Origin of the sequence: Leifsonia sp. 563 (genome assembly GCF_040545055.1) — a bacterium.
Classification (GTDB): domain Bacteria; phylum Actinomycetota; class Actinomycetes; order Actinomycetales; family Microbacteriaceae; genus Leifsonia.
Genome location: NZ_JBEPLE010000004.1, coordinates 77,033 through 95,722 on the forward strand (window position 1 = coordinate 77,033; position 18,690 = coordinate 95,722).

General features: G+C 70.8%; 13 protein-coding genes. All 13 read right to left on the bottom strand.

What is annotated here, in order from left to right:
• Nucleotides 1-13: 13 nt before the first annotated feature.
• The 13 genes from ABIC47_RS13065 to ABIC47_RS13125 all read right to left on the bottom strand — a co-directional run bounded on the left by ABIC47_RS13065 (nt 14) and on the right by ABIC47_RS13125 (nt 18,685).
• Nucleotides 14-421 carry a type II toxin-antitoxin system VapC family toxin gene (locus tag ABIC47_RS13065; RefSeq protein WP_018190653.1) on the bottom strand — a complete coding sequence of 136 codons (408 nt, stop codon included), beginning with the start codon at nt 419-421 and terminating at the stop codon, nt 14-16.
• Entirely contained in the window at nt 415-651 is a 237-nt protein-coding gene (locus ABIC47_RS13070) for a type II toxin-antitoxin system Phd/YefM family antitoxin (protein ID WP_354480956.1), read from the bottom strand. Before ABIC47_RS13070 ends, ABIC47_RS13065 begins: the two co-directional genes overlap by 7 nt.
• Before the next feature lie 55 nt (nt 652-706).
• A complete protein-coding gene (murA, locus tag ABIC47_RS13075; protein WP_166645316.1) occupies nt 707-2,077 on the bottom strand; it encodes a UDP-N-acetylglucosamine 1-carboxyvinyltransferase in 1,371 nt (456 codons plus the stop codon).
• Nucleotides 2,074-2,673 carry a 3-isopropylmalate dehydratase small subunit gene (gene leuD, locus ABIC47_RS13080; protein ID WP_018190650.1) on the bottom strand — a complete coding sequence of 200 codons (600 nt, stop codon included), beginning with the start codon at nt 2,671-2,673 and terminating at the stop codon, nt 2,074-2,076. The genes murA and leuD overlap by 4 nt, the downstream gene beginning before the upstream one ends.
• Complete coding sequence (gene leuC, locus ABIC47_RS13085; RefSeq protein WP_354480958.1) at nt 2,673-4,157, bottom strand: 3-isopropylmalate dehydratase large subunit; 1,485 nt, start codon at nt 4,155-4,157, stop codon at nt 2,673-2,675. Before leuC ends, leuD begins: the two co-directional genes overlap by 1 nt.
• A gap of 153 nt (nt 4,158-4,310) precedes the next feature.
• Nucleotides 4,311-4,793 (bottom strand): FHA domain-containing protein, encoded by a 483-nt coding sequence (locus ABIC47_RS13090; RefSeq protein ID WP_354480960.1) that lies wholly within the window; start codon nt 4,791-4,793, stop codon nt 4,311-4,313.
• Between the two features lie 58 nt (nt 4,794-4,851).
• Nucleotides 4,852-7,215: a transglutaminase-like domain-containing protein gene (locus ABIC47_RS13095; protein ID WP_354480962.1), complete on the bottom strand. Its 2,364-nt coding sequence runs from the start codon at nt 7,213-7,215 to the stop codon at nt 4,852-4,854.
• Entirely contained in the window at nt 7,212-8,528 is a 1,317-nt protein-coding gene (locus tag ABIC47_RS13100; RefSeq protein WP_354480964.1) for a DUF58 domain-containing protein, read from the bottom strand. Before ABIC47_RS13100 ends, ABIC47_RS13095 begins: the two co-directional genes overlap by 4 nt.
• A 44-nt stretch (nt 8,529-8,572) precedes the next feature.
• The gene (locus tag ABIC47_RS13105; RefSeq protein WP_089875446.1) at nt 8,573-9,535 is read right to left on the bottom strand and encodes an AAA family ATPase; all 963 of its coding nucleotides are present in this window, start codon (nt 9,533-9,535) and stop codon (nt 8,573-8,575) included.
• 18 nt (nt 9,536-9,553) lie between these two features.
• Nucleotides 9,554-14,827, bottom strand: coding sequence for an Ig-like domain-containing protein (locus ABIC47_RS13110; protein ID WP_354480966.1), 5,274 nt, complete (start codon nt 14,825-14,827; stop codon nt 9,554-9,556).
• A 131-nt stretch (nt 14,828-14,958) separates the two neighbouring features.
• Nucleotides 14,959-15,729, bottom strand: a complete 771-nt coding sequence (locus ABIC47_RS13115) for a hypothetical protein (RefSeq protein ID WP_354480968.1) — start codon at nt 15,727-15,729, stop codon at nt 14,959-14,961.
• On the bottom strand, nt 15,717-17,423 hold the full coding sequence (locus ABIC47_RS13120) for a serine/threonine-protein kinase (protein ID WP_354480969.1): 1,707 nt from the start codon (nt 17,421-17,423) through the stop codon (nt 15,717-15,719). The genes ABIC47_RS13115 and ABIC47_RS13120 overlap by 13 nt, the downstream gene beginning before the upstream one ends.
• 5 nt (nt 17,424-17,428) lie before the next feature.
• Complete coding sequence (locus ABIC47_RS13125) at nt 17,429-18,685, bottom strand: FHA domain-containing protein (RefSeq protein ID WP_354480971.1); 1,257 nt, start codon at nt 18,683-18,685, stop codon at nt 17,429-17,431.
• Between the last annotated feature and the right edge of the window lie 5 nt (nt 18,686-18,690).

Genomic DNA, 18,690 nt, shown 5'->3' on the forward strand with positions numbered 1-18,690 from the left:
GCACGGCGCCCCGTCATGCCGACACGGGCACGGGCCGGACGTCGAGCGCCGGGATCCCCACGAAATCGGCCGGATTGCAGGTGTGGAGCGGAAGTTCGCGCGAGATCGCTGTGGCGGCGATGAGCGCGTCGAAGGCGCGGGCCGACGGCTTGCGCCCCGCCTCCCGGAACGACTGCGCCACGCGGGCGAACGCCCGCGCCGCCGCCGCATCGAAGGGGATCGGGTCGAAGTCGGCCTCCGCCAGCTGCAGATGCGCCTGCCGAGCCGCCCGCTCCTCCTCCGAACGCGCGACGAGCGGCCCGACGGAGAGCTCGGCCAGGGTCACCGCGCTGATCGAGGGGATGTCGGGCAGCGCCTCCGGATCCGCCCGCGCCAGCAGGATCAGGGTGGACGTGTCGAGGAGCCCCGGACGCATCACCATCGCTGGTCGACGATCTCGTCGATGTCGGCCCGGAGCGCGGCCGGGTCGATCGCGGGAAGGCTGCGCCGGCTCTCGACGAGCACCGACAGCGCCCTGCGGGGCACGGCCAGGGGCGACAGTTCGGCGACGGGCGCGCCGTCTCGCGTAATGGTCACGTGCTCGCCGCGGGCGACTCGGTCGAGGATGTCCCCGCCGTGGTTTCGTAGATCTCTCACGCTGACAGTCTCCATGAGGGGACTGTATCACGGGTGATACAGGAGGGGATCTGTGGAAAACCTCGCGGGATCAGCCTTCGAGGACGAAGTCGGCGCCGAGGAGCTGGAGCTTCGTGATGAAGTTCTCGTATCCGCGGCTGATGATGCCGACGTTGCTCACGGTCGAGCGGCCCTCGGCGGTCAGAGCTGCGATCAGGTGGCTGAATCCACCGCGAAGGTCCGGGACCTCGATGTCGGCGCCCTTCAGCTCCACCGGGCCCATGATGACGGCCGAGTGGTTGAAGTTGCGCTGACCGAAGCGGCACGGGTGGCCGCCGAGGCACTCCTTGTGGACCTGGATCTTCGCGCCCATGTCGATGAGCGCGTCGACGAAGCCGAAACGCTGCTCGTACACGGTCTCGTGGACGATCGACACGCCGGACGCCTTGGTGAGCGCCACGACGAGCGGCTGCTGCCAGTCCGTCATGAAGCCGGGGTGCACGTCCGTCTCGATGACGACCGGCTTGAGCTCGCCGCCCGGGTGGTAGAAGCGGATGCCGTCGTCGTGGATCTCGAAGGCGCCGCCGACCTTGCGGAAGACGTTGAGGAAGGTGAGCATCTCGGGCTGGCGTGCGCCGCCGACGAAGATGTCGCCGCCGGTCGCGAGCGCGGCCGCAGCCCAGCTCGCGGCCTCGTTGCGGTCGAACAGCGAGGTGTGGGTGTAACCGGAGAGCGAGTCGACGCCCTCGATGCGGATGACGCGGTCGGTGTCGACCGAGATCACGGCGCCCATCTTCTGGAGCACGTTGATGAGATCCATGATCTCCGGCTCGATGGCCGCGCCCTTGAGCTCGGTGATGCCGTCGGCCCGCACGGCGGTGAGGAGCACCTGCTCCGTCGCGCCGACGCTCGGGTACGGGAGCTCCAGCTTGGCGCCGTGAAGGCCGTTCGGGGCCGTCATGCGGATGCCGCTGGGCAGCTTGTCGACGACCGCGCCGAACTTCCGCAGCACCTCCAGGTGGTAGTCGATCGGCCGGTCGCCGATGCGGCAGCCGCCGAGGTCGGGGATGAACGCTTCGCCCAGGCGGTGCAGCAGCGGGCCGCAGAACAGGATCGGGATGCGGCTGGAGCCGGCGTGCGCGTCGATGTCGGCCATGTGCGCCGACTCGACCGCGCTGGGGTCGAGCAGCAGCTCGCCCTCTTCGGCGCCGTCGGTCACCTTCACGCCGTGCACCTCGAGCAGCCCGCGGACGACGCGGACATCGGAGATGTCCGGAACGTTGCGGAGGACGCTCGGGCTCTCGCCGAGGATCGCCGCGACCATGGCCTTCGTGACGAAGTTCTTGGCGCCGCGAACCTCGATGCGGCCCTCGAGGGGCCGGCCGCCGTTGATCGTGATGCGATCGCCCTTGAGGCCCACGCGTGCTCCTGCTGCCTGTGCGTCCTGAAGAAGAGATGTCAAAGTTTCACCGGGAGGGTCGTGGGCCGCCAGCTTGCGCGGCCCGATTCGTATTCGGAGATTCGCGCCTCGTCGCGCAGGGTGAGGGCGATGTCGTCCAGCCCTTCGAGCAAACGCCAGCGAGTGTAGTCGTCGATGTCGAAAGACACCTGGACCTCACCGACGGTCGCAGTCTTGGCAACCAGATCAACCGTCGCCGCTATTCCCGGCTGGGCCTCGATCGCCTCCCACAGCCGCTCGGCGTCCTCCTCCGTGATGATGCCGGTGAGAAGCCCCTGCTTGCCCGCGTTCCCGCGGAAGATGTCGGCGAACCGCGGGCTCAGCACGACCCGGAAACCGAAGTCGCGGAGCGCCCAGACGGCATGTTCGCGTGACGAACCCGTGCCGAAATCGGGCCCGGCGACGAGCACGGTCGCGCCCTGGTACTCCGGTCGGTTGAGGATGAAGTCCGGGTCCTGGCGCCAGGCGTAGAACAGGGCGTCCTCGAAGCCGGTCTTGGTGACACGCTTGAGGAACACCGCCGGGATGATCTGGTCGGTGTCGACGTCGGAGCGCCGGAACGGGACGGCCGTTCCGGTGACGGTCTCGAACTTCTCCATCAGGCGCCCACCTTCTCTCCGATTCGCGTGCTGGTGCCGCCATCGCGCGGCGTGTCGCCGCCTTCGGCCTCGAGGTCCCAGGGGCTCGAGAGCGTTCCGCGGATCGCCGTGGCCGCCGCGACGAGCGGCGAGACCAGGTGCGTGCGGCCGCCCTTGCCCTGCCGGCCCTCGAAGTTGCGGTTGGAGGTGGACGCGCAGCGCTCCCCCGGCGCCAGCTGGTCCGGGTTCATGCCGAGGCACATGGAGCAGCCGGCGAAACGCCACTCGCCGCCGAACTCCTCGACGATCTTGTCGATCCCCTCGGCCTCGGCCTCGATGCGCACGCGCGCCGAGCCAGGGACGACCATGACGCGCACGCCGTCCGCCTTCTTCCTGCCCTTGATGATGGAGGCGAAGGCGCGGAGGTCCTCGATCCGGCTGTTCGTGCAGGAGCCCATGAACACCGCATCCACCGGGATGGCCTTCATCGGAGTGCCCGGCTGCAGGTCCATGTACTCCAGCGCGCGCTCGGCAGCGGCCCGCGCGTTGGGGTCGGCGATCGTGGCCGGGTCCGGGACGGCCTGGCTGAGCGAGACGCCCTGGCCCGGGTTGGTGCCCCAGGTGACGAACGGCTCGATCTCGCCGGCGTCGAGGTACACCTCGGCATCGAAGACCGCGTCGTCGTCGGTCTGGAGCGTCTTCCAGTACGCGACGGCCTCATCCCAGTCGGCACCCTCAGGAGCATGCGGACGCCCCTTCAGGTAGGCGAACGTGGTCTCGTCGGGGGCGACCATGCCGGCGCGCGCACCCGCCTCGATGGACATGTTGCAGATCGTCATCCGGCCCTCCATGGAGAGCGAGCGGATGGCGCTGCCGCGGTACTCGAGCACGTAGCCCTGGCCGCCGCCAGTGCCGATCTTGGCGATGACGGCGAGGATGATGTCCTTCGCGGTCACGCCGGGGCGCAGCTCGCCCTCGACGGTGATGGCCATGGTCTTGAACGGCTTCAGCGGGAGCGTCTGGGTGGCGAGCACGTGCTCGACCTCGCTCGTGCCGATGCCGAACGCCATGGCGCCGAACGCACCGTGGGTGGATGTGTGCGAGTCGCCGCAGACGACGGTGATCCCCGGCATGGTGAGGCCGAGCTGCGGGCCGACGACGTGCACGATGCCCTGCTCGACGTCGCCCAGCGAGTGGAGGCGGATGCCGAACTCCTCTGCGTTGCGGCGCAGCGTCTCGATCTGGGTGCGGCTGGTCAGGTCGGCGATGGGCTTGTCGATGCCGATCGTCGGGGTGTTGTGGTCTTCGGTCGCGATGGTGAGGTCGGGGCGGCGGACCGGCCGGCCGGCCATGCGCAGGCCGTCGAAGGCCTGCGGGCTGGTGACTTCGTGCACCAGGTGCAGATCGATGTAGATGAGGTCGGGCGAGCCCTCCTCGCCTTTGGCGACCAGGTGGTCGTTCCAGACCTTCTCGGCCAGTGTCAGTGGCCCGGTGGGGTTGCTCATGCTCTTACGAACTCCTTAGCGTGTGAACGGATCAGCCGTCGACGGACTCCGCGGCGAGAGTGGCCTGAGACTAGGACTCGCCGCGGCGGCTAAGGAGGAGAAGACCCGCGTACACGTTTGACAGGGTATCACCCGATCGCGGGCGGGCCTCTGTCAGGAGAGCTCCGCGCGGATGCTGAGGTCGCCGAGAAGCAGCTCCGCCCCGTCGGGCACGGCGGCGGGTTCTCCTGGCTCGGCGCGGGTTCCGTCGACGACGACGCCGTTGGTCGAATAGAGGTCGGTGACGGTCAGCGTGTCGCCGTCGACGACGAGCAGCGCGTGCGTCTTGGAGACCGTCGATGTCGGGTCGTCGAGGGCGATCGGCTCGGCGTCGCCGGCGTGCGCGCCTCGGGACGGATTGCGGCCCAGGAGCACGGCCCGGGTCAGCGGGACGGCGCGGCCACCGGGCAGGAGGAGCCGCCAGACGGGGCGCGCGGGCGCCGCGGGCCCGTTCGGTCCGGTGGGCGGGGTGAAGGCCGGAAGGGCCCGGCCGGGAGCGACCGCCTCGATCCGTTCGGCGGCGGGCGCGGGCGTCGGCTCGGATGGACGTGACGGGATGAGGCCCGGTGGCGGAACGATGAACCCGCGGTCGTCCATGCCGCCCACTATACGGAAACGGGGCGGCCGGTCGAGGGGTCTGCGGCGCGCGCCCGCCTCACGCGCGGCGGGCGCGCCGGTAGCGGAACGCCGCGAGCCGCGAGCGGAGCGGGCCGGCCGCCTTCGTGGCACGGGTCAGGGCCTCGTCGGCTGTCTTCCATGCGTGCTGGACGCGCTCTTCCGCTACGACGCTGCCGTCGAACACCGCGGCGTCGACGTGCCGGGCGAGGTCGCGCAGGCCGCCGTCGGGAACGGGGAGGTCCTGGGCCGCGGACTGCTCCTCCAGTGCTGCGGCCGCCTGGAGCCGCGTCGCGCGGTCCGGGACGGCGAGCCCGAGCTCGGCGTATCCGTCGGTCAGCTCGTCCCAGGCGCCGGCCGCGCGCCGGTCGGGAGGTCCGGCGCTCTCGCGCTTCCGTCGTCGCCGGCGTTTGAGGCCGGCGATGATCAGCAGGGGGATGAAGTACGCCAGAAGCGGGATACCGATGACACCGAGCACCACCCACGCCCAGACGGGCAGACGGAACGTTGACGCTTTGTCCTTCGGGTCGTTGTCCTTCGTCTTGACGGGCGTCAGGAGGTCTTCGGCGCGCGGGTCGGCGGGCGGCGGCTGCCGAACCTGGGGCTGCGGCTCGAGCTTCGGCTTCGTGGTCTGGTTCTTCGGCGCATCCGTCTTGGTCGGCGTCGGGAAGAACGGGACCCAGCCGACTCCCTCGAAGGCGACCTCGTCCCAGGCGGTCACATCGTCGCCGGTGACCGTGGTGGTGCTGCCGGAGACCTTCGGTGCGAAGCCCATCACGACGCGGGTCGGATAGCCGAGCCGACGGGCCATGAGCGCGAAGGCGCTGGCGTACTGCTCCTGGTCACCGACCATCGGCGATTTGGATAGCAGGTCGGTCATGCGGTCGGCACCCTGTCCGGCCCGCGACGGCACCGGGTCGGACGCGCGCCCGTGGCTGAGGTAGCCGAGCGACTTGAGCGACCGCTCGATGTTGCGCAGCTTCTGGATGGCCGTGTCGGCCGATCCCGCATACTCCTCGGCCTTTGCGGACACGACGTCGGGCACGTTGGTGACCGACGGAAGCGTCAGTTTCGCCGGCGGGACCTTCGCGAGGGCGCGATCGTTCGGGATCTTCTGCGCCGTCGCCCGGACGGTGTAGTCGAGGCCGTTGCGCACGCCGCTCGTGACGGCCGCCGTTCCTGTCGCGGTGTTGACGCGCACCGTGGACGTCGGATCCTGCCCGGTGTGCGCGTCGAACGTGAGCGTGTTCGTGTAGCCGAGAGTCGGCAGCCACACGTCCGAGTAGCCGAGCACGTCGATGGCAGCCGTCGACGAGGCGCCGGGCGTGAACAGCGGTGGTCGCGGGATGGTGCTGCCGAGCAGTTCGAACGCTCCGGACGCGTCGCTGTCGCTCCCCGGCGACGCGACGGACCAGACGATGCCGTCGTAGCTGTCCATCGTGGCGAGCCGGATCACCTGACCCTGTTTGAGCCCGGTCACCGTGAAGAGCTTCGTCTTCTGCAGCTCTTTCGTGTACTTCCGGAACCCGGCGAGAGGGCTCGGGTAGTCGAGCGGGTCGAACGGCGGCGTGATCTCGTCGCGCACGACGAACCGCGACGCGGCGGGTGGTGCGAGCACCGACCCGGCCAGCGCACCGACGAGCACCGCACCGAGCACCACCGCGGCGCCGCCGAGCAGGCGGCTGCGTCGGACTCCCGAGTCGGTCTCCACCCGGTCGCGGGCGAAGCGCGCCCGGCGCCAGGCCAGCCAGACGAGGGCGACTCCGGCGAACAGGACGCCGCGCACTCCGGCGAAGAACGCATCCCGCGTACCGAGCAGGATGGCCGCGAGCAGCAGGAGAGCCGGCCCGGCGAGCAGCACGGCCGCCCGGCCCGCCGACGGACGCCGCACGCGCGGCAGCCAGCGCACGGCGAGGGTCACGGAGACCAGGGAGACCAGCCACCCGGCGACGTAGGGAACCACTGCGACGTAGGGAGGCGCTTCGAGCGGCGCCTGGAGGGTCACCGCGTCGGACCAGCCGAACACGGCTCCGATCACCAGCCCGGACAGACTGTCGAGCGATGGCAGCACGCCGTACAGCGCCTCGCCGGGAAGCGCGAGCGGTGTGCCGAACAGGAAGTAGGCGGCCAGCGCGATGACGGTCGTCAACGGCCACGACAGTCGCAGCAGCCGGCCGAGCAGCGCGACTCCCCCGCCGACCACGATGCCGCCGATCGCGGCCTGGGCGAAGGCGTAGTGCCCGAACGCCGGCTCGAATCCGGCGACAGCGAGCAGGCTGAGGCCGGTGAGGACGGCGACGTCTATCCATGTCGTCCGGGGCAGCGAGTCGGACAGCGGGGTCGTCGCGGGTGCCGGTCGCGCGTCCCGCCGACGGCCCGTGCCGGTACCGGTCGCCGCGCTCATCGGCCGGCTCGCTTCAGCAGGGACGGCAACTCGGGCAGAGCGGAGACGGTGATCAGCATCGAGCGCCCGAGCCGGGTGAGGCGCGGCTCGGCGGACTCGTCGACGCGGATCGCGATGGTCTCCGTGTCGGCCGACCACAGGGCGGACGCGCCGCGCAGCTCCGCCGCGTCGACCTGCGAGCCGACCACCGTGACCGCCAGGCTCGGCGCGGGCAGCCTCAGGGTCGCCTGGCGCAGGAACTCGCGCAGGGTCGGGTGCACCCCATCCACCGATTGGATGCGGCAGGAGTCGTCGAGCAGAGCCGTCGGCGTCTCGACGCGCATCGGCCCGCGCTGCCAGAGTGCGCGGATCTCGGTCTCCTCGCGGATGACCTGGCAGCCGACCGAGGCGAGGACGGAGACGCCCAGTTCGAACTCATCGTCCGAGGCGAAGTGCGAGCGTTCAGCATCGAACGCCAGAAGCAGCTGCGAGCGGCGGGTCTCCTGGTACTGCCGGACCATCAGCTGCCCCGTGCGGGCGGAGGTACGCCAGTGCACGTTGCGGATGTCGTCGCCCGGTTCGTACGTCCGCAGCGCGTGGAACGCGAGGTCGCTGTCGGTGATGACCTTGGTGGTCTGCCCCTCGAGGTCACGAACGAGGCCGCGGGCGGTCGCGGCGAGCCGCACCGTCTTCGGATGGACGAACAGCTCGATCTGCTCGGTCCACTGGTTCGTTCGTCGCAGCAGACCCAGTTGGTCGCCACGCACGGACAGCGCTGGACCGGCCAGGATGAGCGCGCGCCGCTCGGTGGGGACGGCGAAGAGCTCCTCCGTCTCCGCCCCCGGGGCGAGCCGCGGGATCGTGAAGTCGGCCTGTCCCTCCCCGACGGGCAGCTCCATCCGTGTCGGCAGCACCGGCCGGGATCCGCTGTTGGCGACGGTCAGCCGCCCGAGGGCGCGCCCGCCGGCGACGACACGCCGCGGGTTCAGCTCGATTCCGACGCGGTACGTCGAGCGCCCGAAGACGAAGGCGGCCGCGATCACGAAGGCGGCGAGCAGCGTTGCGGCGATGTAGACGAACTCAGCCCACCCGAGCCAGACGGCCAGGACGATCGACACCGCGGCGCTGGCGAGAACGATCCAGCCGAGGGTGCTGACCACGCCGACCACCGGCGCGATTCGACGACCGACGGCGCGCCCGAACGGTGCGACCCGCGAGGTCACCGCTCCGCCCGCGCGCGCGACCGCTCCCCCGACGAGCTCCGCCGCGATGCGCGCCTGGTCGGCGCCGGGCGCGCGACGACGCCGTCCGCGAGCGGGGCTGTCGGTGGTCATGGCTGCAGGATCCTGTCGGGTCGGCGTCAGAAGGGAGCGGCGGCTCAGGCCGCGCGGTAGGCGGGCGGGGTGGCCGAGGCGACGGCCCGCTCGACGATGTCGGCCGCGCTCACCCCGGCGAACTCGGACTCGGGGTCGACGATGACGCGGTGCGCGAGCACCGGCTGGGCGAGATCGCGGATGTCGTCGGGCGTCACGAAGGTGCGGCCGGCCGAGATCGCCCACGTCTTCGCCGCGCGTGCCAACGCCAGGGCGCCGCGGATACTCACGCCGAGTGCAGCATCCTTGTCGTCGCGGGTCGCGGTGACGATCTCGCTGAGGTATCCCATGACGCTGGCGTCGGTGTGCACTTCGGACGCCAGTTGGGCGAGCGTGGTGACGGAATCGGACGCGATGATCGGCCGCACGGCAGACGCGCGCGACCGGTTGGAGGAGTCGAGCAGCAGGTCGACGGTCGTCGCGTGGTCCGGGTAGCCGAGCGAGGTCTTGATCAGGAAGCGGTCGAGCTGCGCCTCGGGCAGCGAGTACGTTCCGGCCTGCTCTACGGGGTTCTGAGTCGCGATCACGATGAACGGCGCGCCGACCGGGTGGCCGACGCCGTCTACCGTCACGACGCCCTCCTCCATCACCTCGAGCAGTGCCGACTGCGTCTTGGGGCTCGCCCGGTTGATCTCGTCCGCGAGCACCACCGACGCGAAGATCGGGCCGGGGTGGAATTCGAACCGGCCGCTGGACTGGTCGTAGATCGTGACGCCCGTGACGTCGGACGGCAGCAGGTCCGGCGTGAACTGGATGCGCGACTGCGTGCCCTCGACCGTATTGGCGAGCGCCTTGGCGAGCACCGTCTTGCCGGTGCCCGGCACGTCTTCGAGCAGCACGTGGCCGCCGGAGAGCATGGCGGTGATCACCAGGCGGATGCTGTGCTCCTTGCCGAGGATCGCCTTGTCGACGTTCGCCACCAATTGCGCGAACGCCCCGGCGAACCAGTCCGCCTGCTCCTGTGTCACTGCCACTGCTGCATCTCCTTACTTGGACCAGTCCTGAACACTGCTCTGCACGCCGTCCACGACCACGTATGCGCCCGGGTAGCCGCACCACGGGTCGAGGTTGCTCCCCGGGTTGCCCCGGTAGTGGCCGTACCCGTTGCCATCGGTCGAGATGGACTTGTTGGACAACGTCCCTCCATTGCAGTGCACCTGCATGGAGAACGTGCGGTTCTTCGGGAAGTCGTGGAGAGTCACGTCGTACGTGTAGCTGTGGACGAATCCGGGCTTCAGGTCGCCCTTGCTCAGATCGATCGACGGCGAGGGCGGCGGCGGATCTTTGACCTCGACACTGTTGGAGGTCGCGTGCGGTCCATCCTTGCCGCCCGCGTTCGACGCGTAGATCTCGAAGGAGTACGTGCCCGCGCCCTTGTTGTTCGCCTTGGCGCTCGTGCCCGTCGTGGTCTGCCACGAGCCGCCGTTGAGTCGATAGTGGTAGGTCGCCTGCCCGCCGCCCGTGCCGTTCGGGTCCGAGAGCGCGTTCCAGCTCATCGTCAGGTCGCTCGGGGCGTTCCCGCTGCTCTTGATCGAGACGCCGCCCACCTTCGTCGGCGTGCCGTACGGGGTGACCGGCGTGCTCCCGGCGGACCGTTCGCTCCATCCGTCCGCATTCTGCGCCCGCACGGTAAACGAGTACGACTTGCCGTTCGTCAGCCCGCCGATCGTCACATCCCCGACAGACGCCGTGTTCACCGTGTGCCCATTGCCGTCCGTCACCTCGTACTGCGTGATCGGCTTCCCGTTGTCCGCCGGCGCCTTGATCGAGACGGTCACCTTGCCGTCGCTCGCGCGCGGGTTGGATGGCGCGCTCGGCTTCGACGGGACGTCGTGGATGGTCACGCGCAACTGCCCGATGGCCGACGCGGTGCGCTTCGGGTCCTTCGTCGCATCCTCGACGTGGTAGGCCACGTTCACCGCACCGATCGCGGCCCCCGAGGATGCGCTGACGCTGATCGACGACCCCGTGTGCGTGACCGTCACCCCGGCCGGCGCGCTCTGCGCGGTCGCGTCCGTGATGGTCAGCGGCTGCCCGGGGAACGGGTTGACCCACTGGGCGTCGCTCGACGCGCCGTCGACCGTCGCGGTCTGTCCGCGCTTGACCTCAGCCGTCTGCGGCGGGTTCTTCTGCGTGGCGACCGGCCTGCTCGAGCTCACCACCTGCACGTTGACCGTGCCCGAGATCGTGTGCGTCCCCGAGCTGATCGTCACCGCGATCGTCGCCGTCTCCCCCGCCTGCACGCCCAGTGGCGCGGAGAGGGTCAGTGTCGACCCACTCAGGCCCGACTGGATCTTCGGGTTGGACGACGTGCCGCCCGAGTACGTCAGCTTGTTGAGGATCTCGGGATTGGGGTGGAAGCTCGACGCCCGCAGGTCGACCGAGAGCGGTGCCTCCCCCGGCTCGATCTTCTCGCTGGGCGACGTGAACGTCGGCGCGACGTCGGACTGGTCCGGCTCGCCGACCGTGATCGGAAGGACCAGCGTGGTCACGCGGTCCGAACTCTGTCCGGCCTCTCGACCGTCGCTCACCTTGAAGGTGATCGCCGCGGGTCCCCGGTATCCCTTCGCGGCGGTGAACGTGAGCGTCTGCTCGTCGCCGTACGACGATCCACCCGAACTGTTGGTGGCGCTGACGCCCGAAGCTCCCGTGAGCTTGTAGTCGCGCCCGGAGGGGACGGTGAGGATGTCGGACAGCTTCCAGCTCTTCGACCCGTCGGCCTGCACGATCTGCTGCGGCAGGCCGTCCTTGAGCCGCGGCGGTGCCGTGGCGTCGCCCTTCGGCGGAACCACGATGAACGCGGTCCCCTTCAGCCCGGTGACGGTGTCGGTCAGCGTGTAGGCGATCGCGATCCGCTGCTCGCCGGGCTTCACCGTGATGGAGCCGTCCTGGCCCACCTCGGCGGCGGAGGCGTTCGGCCCGGTGACCTCGACCTTCAGGTCGTCGACCAGTCCTGACGGGTTGGTCGCGCCCTCGAGCGCGTTCACCTTGACGCTCTGCTTGTTCGCCACCTCGTCCGGCTCCAGGACGTGGTCCACGGCGGTCGGCGGCACATCCTTCGCGTTCGGGGTCACCGTCACCTGGATGAACGCGCTGGCGACGCCGCCCTGGCCGTTGGTGATCTGGTAGCGGACGACGAACGAGCCCTCCTCCTTGGGCGCCGTGACGAGCACGATCTTGCCGTGCACGGATGCCTTGAGACCCTCGTCCACCTGCAGCAGCTTCTTCTGCAGAGCGATCGCGTACCCGTTCGGGTCGGAGTCGTTGTCGAGCACGGGAACGGCGATCGTCCGGCCGGGCTTCACCTGCACCGGATCGTTGACCGCGATCGGCGGCCGCACCTGGTCCGGGCGTGGGATGACGGCGATCGACACGGTGCCGGTGGACGTCTTCCCGTAGGCGTCCTTCACCTGGTACGTGAAGGTGTCGGTGCCCGCGGAGTCCGGGTACGCCTGGTACGTGAACGAGCGGCTGGTGGAGTCCGAGATCCGTCCGAGGGTCGGCTGCGTCGCGAGCCCCGAGAGGGAGACCGAGTCGCCGTCCGGATCGATGCCGTCGAGCGGCACCTCCACCGGCACCGACGAGCCCGCGAAGACACGGACGGTGAGCGGCTGCGGCTGAGGCGCGCGGTCGGAGCCCTTGTCGGGGGCGCCGACGACGAAGGTGACGGTCGCCTGCGCCTTCTGGCCGTACTTGTCGGTGATCCCGTAGACCACGTTGTACTGGCCGGGCGTCGTCGGCGCCTGGTAGCGGACGGTCTCGCCGCTGACGAACGCGGTCGCGCCCTGACCGCCGCCGCTCGCGTCGCGCAGCTGCGTGTCGAGGGTGAACGGTGCGTTGTCCGGCGAGTAGTCGTTGTCCATGACGGGAACGGTCGCGACGTCGCCGGCGCGGACCGGCACCTGATCGTCGACGGCCACCGGCGGCTGGTGCTGCACGAGCGGAGGGACGGGCACGACGGTGATGCCGGCGGTCGCCTCGTTGATCCCGTCCGAGACGACGTAGGACAGTTGCACTTGCTGGGTGAGGACGGTCGGCGCCGTGATCTTGACCACGGCGTTGTCGAGCACCTCCACGTTGAGGTCCTCCGCGCCCTTGCCGACCGACACCGAGCGCACGGCGAGCACCCGGCCGGACGGCGAAACGTCGTTCTCGAGGACGGCGACGGACGTCGGTTCGCCGGGCCGGACGTACGCCTTGTCGGTGACGGCGATCGGCGGAGCCTCGCTCGCACCCTGCGGCGCGATGTCGACGCGCGCGAGTCCCGTCGTCGTCTTGGGCCCTGCCCCGAGCGTGTAGACGAGGTAGTACTCCCCCGGCGCGTTGCTGCGGACCGTGATCGTGCCGCGGGTGCTGTCCGCGGTGACCTGGGCGCCGCTGCCGCCGTCGAGGCCGGCGCCGACCAGCGACAGGGGCTCACCCGACGGTGACTGGTCGTTGTCGAGGGGATGCAGCACGACCGGACGGCCGGTGAACCCGTCGGCGAAGTCCGTCACCGCGACCGGGTCGAGCGTTCCGGCGGGCTTCACCGTCACGATCAGGCTGCCCGTGGCCGACGCGCGTCCGTCGGAGATGGTGACGCGCACCTCCTTGGAGCCCGCCTGACCGGTCTTGCTGGTGAAGGTGACGTCGCCGTTGGGCTTGAACCGCACGTCGTCCTCGGTGGTCGCGGACGCGGCGACCAGGCTCAGGTCGTCGCCGTCCGGGTCCGTCCAGTCGTTGAGCACGTTGTAGGTGACCGACTGCCCGACCTCGGTCTGGGCGGTGCTCGACCGGGTGGATGCGGGAGCCTCGTTCACGGCGGGCTGCTTGAGCGTGGCGTCCACCTGGGCGGAGGACGTTCCGCCGCGGCCGTCGTCGACCGAGTAGCGGAACGAGATCGTGCCGCTGAGGCCGTCCCTCGGCGTGAACTGGATGGCGCGGCCGCCCTCGACGAGCTGAAGCACGCCCTGATCCACCGGGATCGCCGAGACGTCCGAGATCGTCAGGACGTCGCCGTCCGGATCGGTGTCGTTCGTGAGAACGTGCAGCACCGTCGACCTCCCCGGGCGCACGCCGTAGGTGTCGTTCACGGCGATGGGCGGCCGGTTCTGATCGGTCCGCTGCGCGAGAGTGTCGGCGAAGGACTGCACGACCGGCTTCTCCTCGCCGGTCTCGCCCTGCACGGTGGTGTCGTTCGGCTTGAGCTGAGCCCAGTTCTGCACCAGCCGCATGTTGGAGGAGACGACCCACGCGTTGCCGTCGCGCAGGTTGTTCAGCGCGATGACGCCGTGGTTGACCCGGAACTCGAGGTCGTCGCCCGCGACCGGCTGGTCGATGTCGATGCCAACCGGTTTCTTGCCGTCGCACGCGTAGAGGTAGCGGCCGGAGCCGGACCATGCGCCGTACGAGCAGGTCCCGAGACGCACGGGGGCCGACACCGCGTCGCCGCCGCCCTTGGAGGTCGCGCCGGCGGGGCTCGCGGTGACGGTCCCGCCGCCGAGCGGGACGCTGAGGAGGCTGTTCGCGGTCGCCACGACGGCGGCGCGGTCGTCTGGCCCGGGCTGCTGGAGCCTGAGACCCTTCGCGGGGAGGTCGACCGTGGTTCCGCCGGCGGTGATCATGCGGTTGCGCTGCGTGTCGAGCACGACCGCCTGGTCGCCGACGGCGCTCACCTGGAACGCGCCCGGCACCGCGAAGTCGCGGGTCTGCGGCTTCGCGCCTGGCCCGTCCACCGTGATCAGCCGCTTGCCCTTCGGCGCGACCACGAACGTCGTACCCGACTTCGCGACGGCGAGCTTCGCGCCGGCTCCCGCCTTCACGACCGGCTTGGTCTTGGACTTGTCGAAGTCGAGACGGCCGGACGCATCCAGCACCCAGAGGTTGCCGTTCGGCGCGAGCACGGAGAGCGTCGTGCCGCCGTAGCCGACCTGCGAGTCCTCCGGCACCTGGATGCGTCCGCCGAGCGAGACGAAGGCCGGGTCGATCTTGTCCACCGTGCCGTGCGGGAGGTCGGTGAGGAAGTACGCGGAGCCGTCCTGCAGGACGTCGAGGTCGGCGCTCGCGCCGGTGACGGCGGCATCCAGCTCGTCGATCTGATGGTTGAGCCGGCCGCCCAGCAGCTTCTCGCCGTTGGTGACCCAGACGTCGCGGGTGTCGAGCTCGACCGCGTTGACGGGGAAGCCCTTGTGGAGGACGGCGATCGTCAGCGGGACCCCCGCGACCACGGCGACTGCGGTGATGACGGCGGCGGTCTTCCGCTGCCGGAACCACGCACTCACTGAAACCAAGACTCTGCAATCCCTCGGGCCGGAAAACGCGTCTACGCTAACACGACCCCCCGACGCGTCCGGAATGGGGAGCACTCCCCATGCACACCGGGCCGATCCCGCCGGGCCACGCGGGAAGCGCCTCAGTCGTCGGTGCCACGGTCCTCCCCGGATGCCGTCCGGTCAAGTGCGGCCTGGGCATCGGTGTCGTCGTGCTGGTCGAGCAGCGGGAGGTCTTCGACGCCGACCAGACGCGTCGTCACCGCGTACTCGACGAGCCGCGCCCGGCGGTTCGTCGCGAGCTTGCCCCGGCCACCGCGCAGCCCGGCGACGCCGAGTTTGTCGAGCTTGTCGCAGACGTTGTCGAGCTTGCGGTTGAACGTCGTCATGCTCCAGCCCAGGCGCTCGGCCGCCTCGGCGGAGGTCGGGATGGTGCCGCGGCCGGGAACGGTCTGCGTCAGGACCCCCTCGGCGAGAGCGACGATCAGCTGGCGCTGGCTGGTGGTCAGCGTCACCGGGAGGACGGTGGTGGAGCCGGCCGCCGCATCCACCTGGACCGCCGTGTTGAAGTAGTCCTCGTCGCTCGAGATGGTGAAGTCGTACGTCGTCGCGCCTGCGCTGAACATGACGTGCATCGTCTGGAAGACGATCGGCAGTTTCGCCCCCGGAGCGAGCCAGGCCTGCATCGTCCCCGTCGCGTCGGTGACCGTCGCGGTCAGCAGCGTGCCGACGTTGCTCAGCCACCACATCCCGTAATCGTGCCCGACGGTGAGGAAACGGCGGTGCAGGTACGGGTTGTCGTCGATGGTGAGCTCGGCCTCGCGGCCGATCCCGAACTCGGTGCCCGGCTCGACGCTGTAGAGCTCGCCGCAGAACTCGACCGTGAGCGGCTTCGCGGCGGTCACGGCGCGCACGCCTTCAGCTGCTCGGAGGTGCGGCCGGCGCGGACCGTCGCGACGTCGATGCACACCGGGACGCCCGGCGTCAGATTCGTGAGGGTGACCTTCCGCTCCGCCGTGACGGACGGCCCGTTGGTCGTGCCCTCCTGCTGCCAGGTGAATTGGTCGTCCTTCTGCGCGTCCGCCGTCTTCCAGGTGAAGGTGGCGCTGGCGCCGTCCGGGGCGCGGACGGCCGAGACCAGCACCGGCGGCGGCACGACGGTGACGGCGATGCTGCCGCCGTCGCTCGGCTGCGCTCCGGGGCCGGTGGATGTGGAGGGAGCGGCGACGAGGTTGGCGACGACGGCCGCCGCGACCGCCAGGACGATCACCGCTGCGGCGCCGACGCCGATCCACGTGAGGAGGCGTCGACGCGGGTCGCGCGGACCAGTTGATGCGTCCGGGTCGGATGCGTCGTCCGCGCCGGACTGCGCCGTCCCGTCGCCCTCTTCGGACGAAGGGCGCGAGCGGAGGATGGTGTGGTCCTGCACGGGCTCGGCCGACGGTTTGTCGTCTGTCGTGGCGGAGCGGGCGGGCGGCTGCGCCGAGATGGGCACGACGCCGCGGACGCGGGTGGCCTCGGGCTCCGGCGCTGCGGGCGCGGCAGGGGCGGCTGATCGCTCGGCAGACCGCGCATCGACCGTATTCGGCGCGGGCGCCGGCTGCTGCGCCCGGATCGTGGCCACCGACCGCGCACGGGTCTCCTGCTCGCCGCCGTCCGGCGACGGCCCCGGCCGCGCGTCGCCCACGCTGAGGTTCGGCACGTCGATGCTGGTCGGCGCGAGGCCGAGCTCCAGCTCGACGCGCTGCAGTGCCCGGGCGAAGTCGACGGCCGTCTGGTACCGCTCCTCCCGGCGGGTCGCCATGCCCCGCCGCAGGACGGAGGCCAGCGACGCCGGCACATCCGGCCGGTCGAGCGGCGTGATCATCCCGCGCTCGATGCGCCCCATCAGGTCGAGGGTGCCGTTGGAGCGCCCGGGGACCTCGAACGGCGTCCGCCCGGCGAGGAGGGTGTGCACGGTCGCGGCGAGCGAGAAGATGTCGCTGCGCACATCCGGATCCGGGTCGTCCGAGAACATCTCCGGCGGCGACCACGGCACGCTGAGACCGACGCTGCGGCTGCCGGAGGTCGCGGTGTCCGACGGCGAGCTCCGCAGTTCGGACAGCGTCGTGGTGTACACCGGCAGCTCCTCCAGCGCGGAGGCGATGCCGAAGTCGGTGAGCGCCGGCCAGCCGAGCGCGTTGGTGAGCACGTTCGCGGGCTTGATGTCGCGGTGCAGGATGCCCGCCGCGTGGGCGGTCGCGACCGCGCTGGACAACCGAACGCCGGTGCGCAGCGCATCCTCGGCGCCGATCCGCTCGCGCTTCAGTCGGTCGGCCAGCGACGGCCCGGAGCAGTACTCCATGACCAGGAAGGGGCGGTCGTCTCCGGCCACGCCCGCGTGGAAGATCGTGACGATGTAGGGATGCGCGGAGAGCCGGGCCATGACGTTCGCCTCGGCGACGAAGCGGGCGCGCGCCGACTCGTCCACGCCATCCGTCAGCAGCACCTTCACGGCGACGCTGCGCTTGGGCAGCTGCTGCTCGTAGAGGAAGACGTCCGAGAAGCCACCGGATCCGAGCAGGCGGATGAAGTGGAAGCCGTCGAGCTCGGGCGGCTGCGAGGCCATGCGCCTCATCCGGCTGCCTCGACGGTCAGCGTCGCCCCGCTGCCCAGGTCGATCACGGTCCCGAGAACGACCGTGGTCGGCTCGCCGCTGCGGAGCTTCTGCGGCGTCTTGCCGGGCAGGACGATCATGGTGCCGTTGCGCGAGTGCAGGTCGGTGACCACGACACTGTCGCCCTCGACCGCGACAGCGACGTGGGAGCGCGAGATGTCGTCCTCGGCCGTGGTCAGCGTGACGGGACGTGCGCCGCGGAGGGCGGGGACGGCCGAGACGCTCGGCGCGCGGCCGACGACGACCGGCGCCGACAGCGGCTCCCGGCGGCCGTCGGACAGCAGCACCGCGAACGTCTGCGCCGCGGGCTCGCGCGCAGGCTCCTGCTCGGTCTCCGTGGGTCGCGCACGCTGCGGCAGGTCGCCGCTCATGACGGTGAGCCCGTCGTGATCGCCCGCGAGACGGCCGGCGGCCGGCGGGAAGGAGTCGGTGATGAAGCCGGGGAGGTCGATCTTCGGCGGGGCCGCGTCCTCCTCCTCCGGGCGGACGGCCGCGTCCTCGACGCTCCGCACCATCGTCGCCCCGAACAGGTGGTCGTAGCCGGGCGCCTCTGACGGCTGCGCGGGCGCCGGGGCCGCGTCGGCGGACGGGACGTCGGCGAATGTCGCCTCGGGGACGCGCGTATGCGGGTCGGGTTCAGCTGGAGCTGGCGCAGGCTCGAACGCCGCTACCGCCGGTCCGGCGATCACAGGCTCGGACTCGGTCGCACCGCCATCCACGGCCAGCGCATCCACCGGTCCGGTCTCGCGCTCGCGACGCGGCGGGGCCGCGACGGTCGCGCCGACATCCTCCGCCTGCTCCGCGGCGGACCAGACCACACCGCCGGACCGCACGACGCCCTCCACGAGCGGGAGCGTCTCCCCCGAGGCGGCGCCTAGCGTCACGGCGGTCGCGTCGGTCAGCTGCGTCTCGACCCACGACGACACCCCGGAGGCCCGCACGGTGCGCTCCGGTCCGCCGTCCGCGATGGTCGCGCTGGCCGTACCCCGCACCGCCAGCAGCACCGGACCGGTGGATGCGTCCAGCAGCGCGAAGGACGGCGTGCGGCTCAGCCCACCGGCGACCAGCGCATCCAGTGTCTCGGCGAAGCCCGCTCGGACCGCCTCGAAGAGCGCCCGCAGCCGCGCAGGGTCGGACTCGGCCACCAGCAGTGCCCGCGCACCCCCCGCGACGACCGCCCACTCCCCGGCTGCCGCCTGCTGCACTTCGAACACGGACG

What these genes read in the sequence shown, in the direction of transcription:
- ABIC47_RS13070 (WP_354480956.1), bottom strand. Translation starts at nt 651, where the DNA reads ATGGAGACTGTCAGCGTGAGAGATCTACGAAACCACGGCGGGGACATC.
- ABIC47_RS13100 (WP_354480964.1), bottom strand. Translation starts at nt 8,528, where the DNA reads ATGACCACCGACAGCCCCGCTCGCGGACGGCGTCGTCGCGCGCCCGGC.
- ABIC47_RS13120 (WP_354480969.1), bottom strand. Translation starts at nt 17,423, where the DNA reads ATGGCCTCGCAGCCGCCCGAGCTCGACGGCTTCCACTTCATCCGCCTG.
- ABIC47_RS13090 (WP_354480960.1), bottom strand. Translation starts at nt 4,793, where the DNA reads ATGGACGACCGCGGGTTCATCGTTCCGCCACCGGGCCTCATCCCGTCA.
- leuC (WP_354480958.1), bottom strand. Translation starts at nt 4,157, where the DNA reads ATGAGCAACCCCACCGGGCCACTGACACTGGCCGAGAAGGTCTGGAAC.
- ABIC47_RS13065 (WP_018190653.1), bottom strand. Translation starts at nt 421, where the DNA reads ATGGTGATGCGTCCGGGGCTCCTCGACACGTCCACCCTGATCCTGCTG.
- ABIC47_RS13095 (WP_354480962.1), bottom strand. Translation starts at nt 7,215, where the DNA reads ATGAGCGCGGCGACCGGTACCGGCACGGGCCGTCGGCGGGACGCGCGA.
- leuD (WP_018190650.1), bottom strand. Translation starts at nt 2,673, where the DNA reads ATGGAGAAGTTCGAGACCGTCACCGGAACGGCCGTCCCGTTCCGGCGC.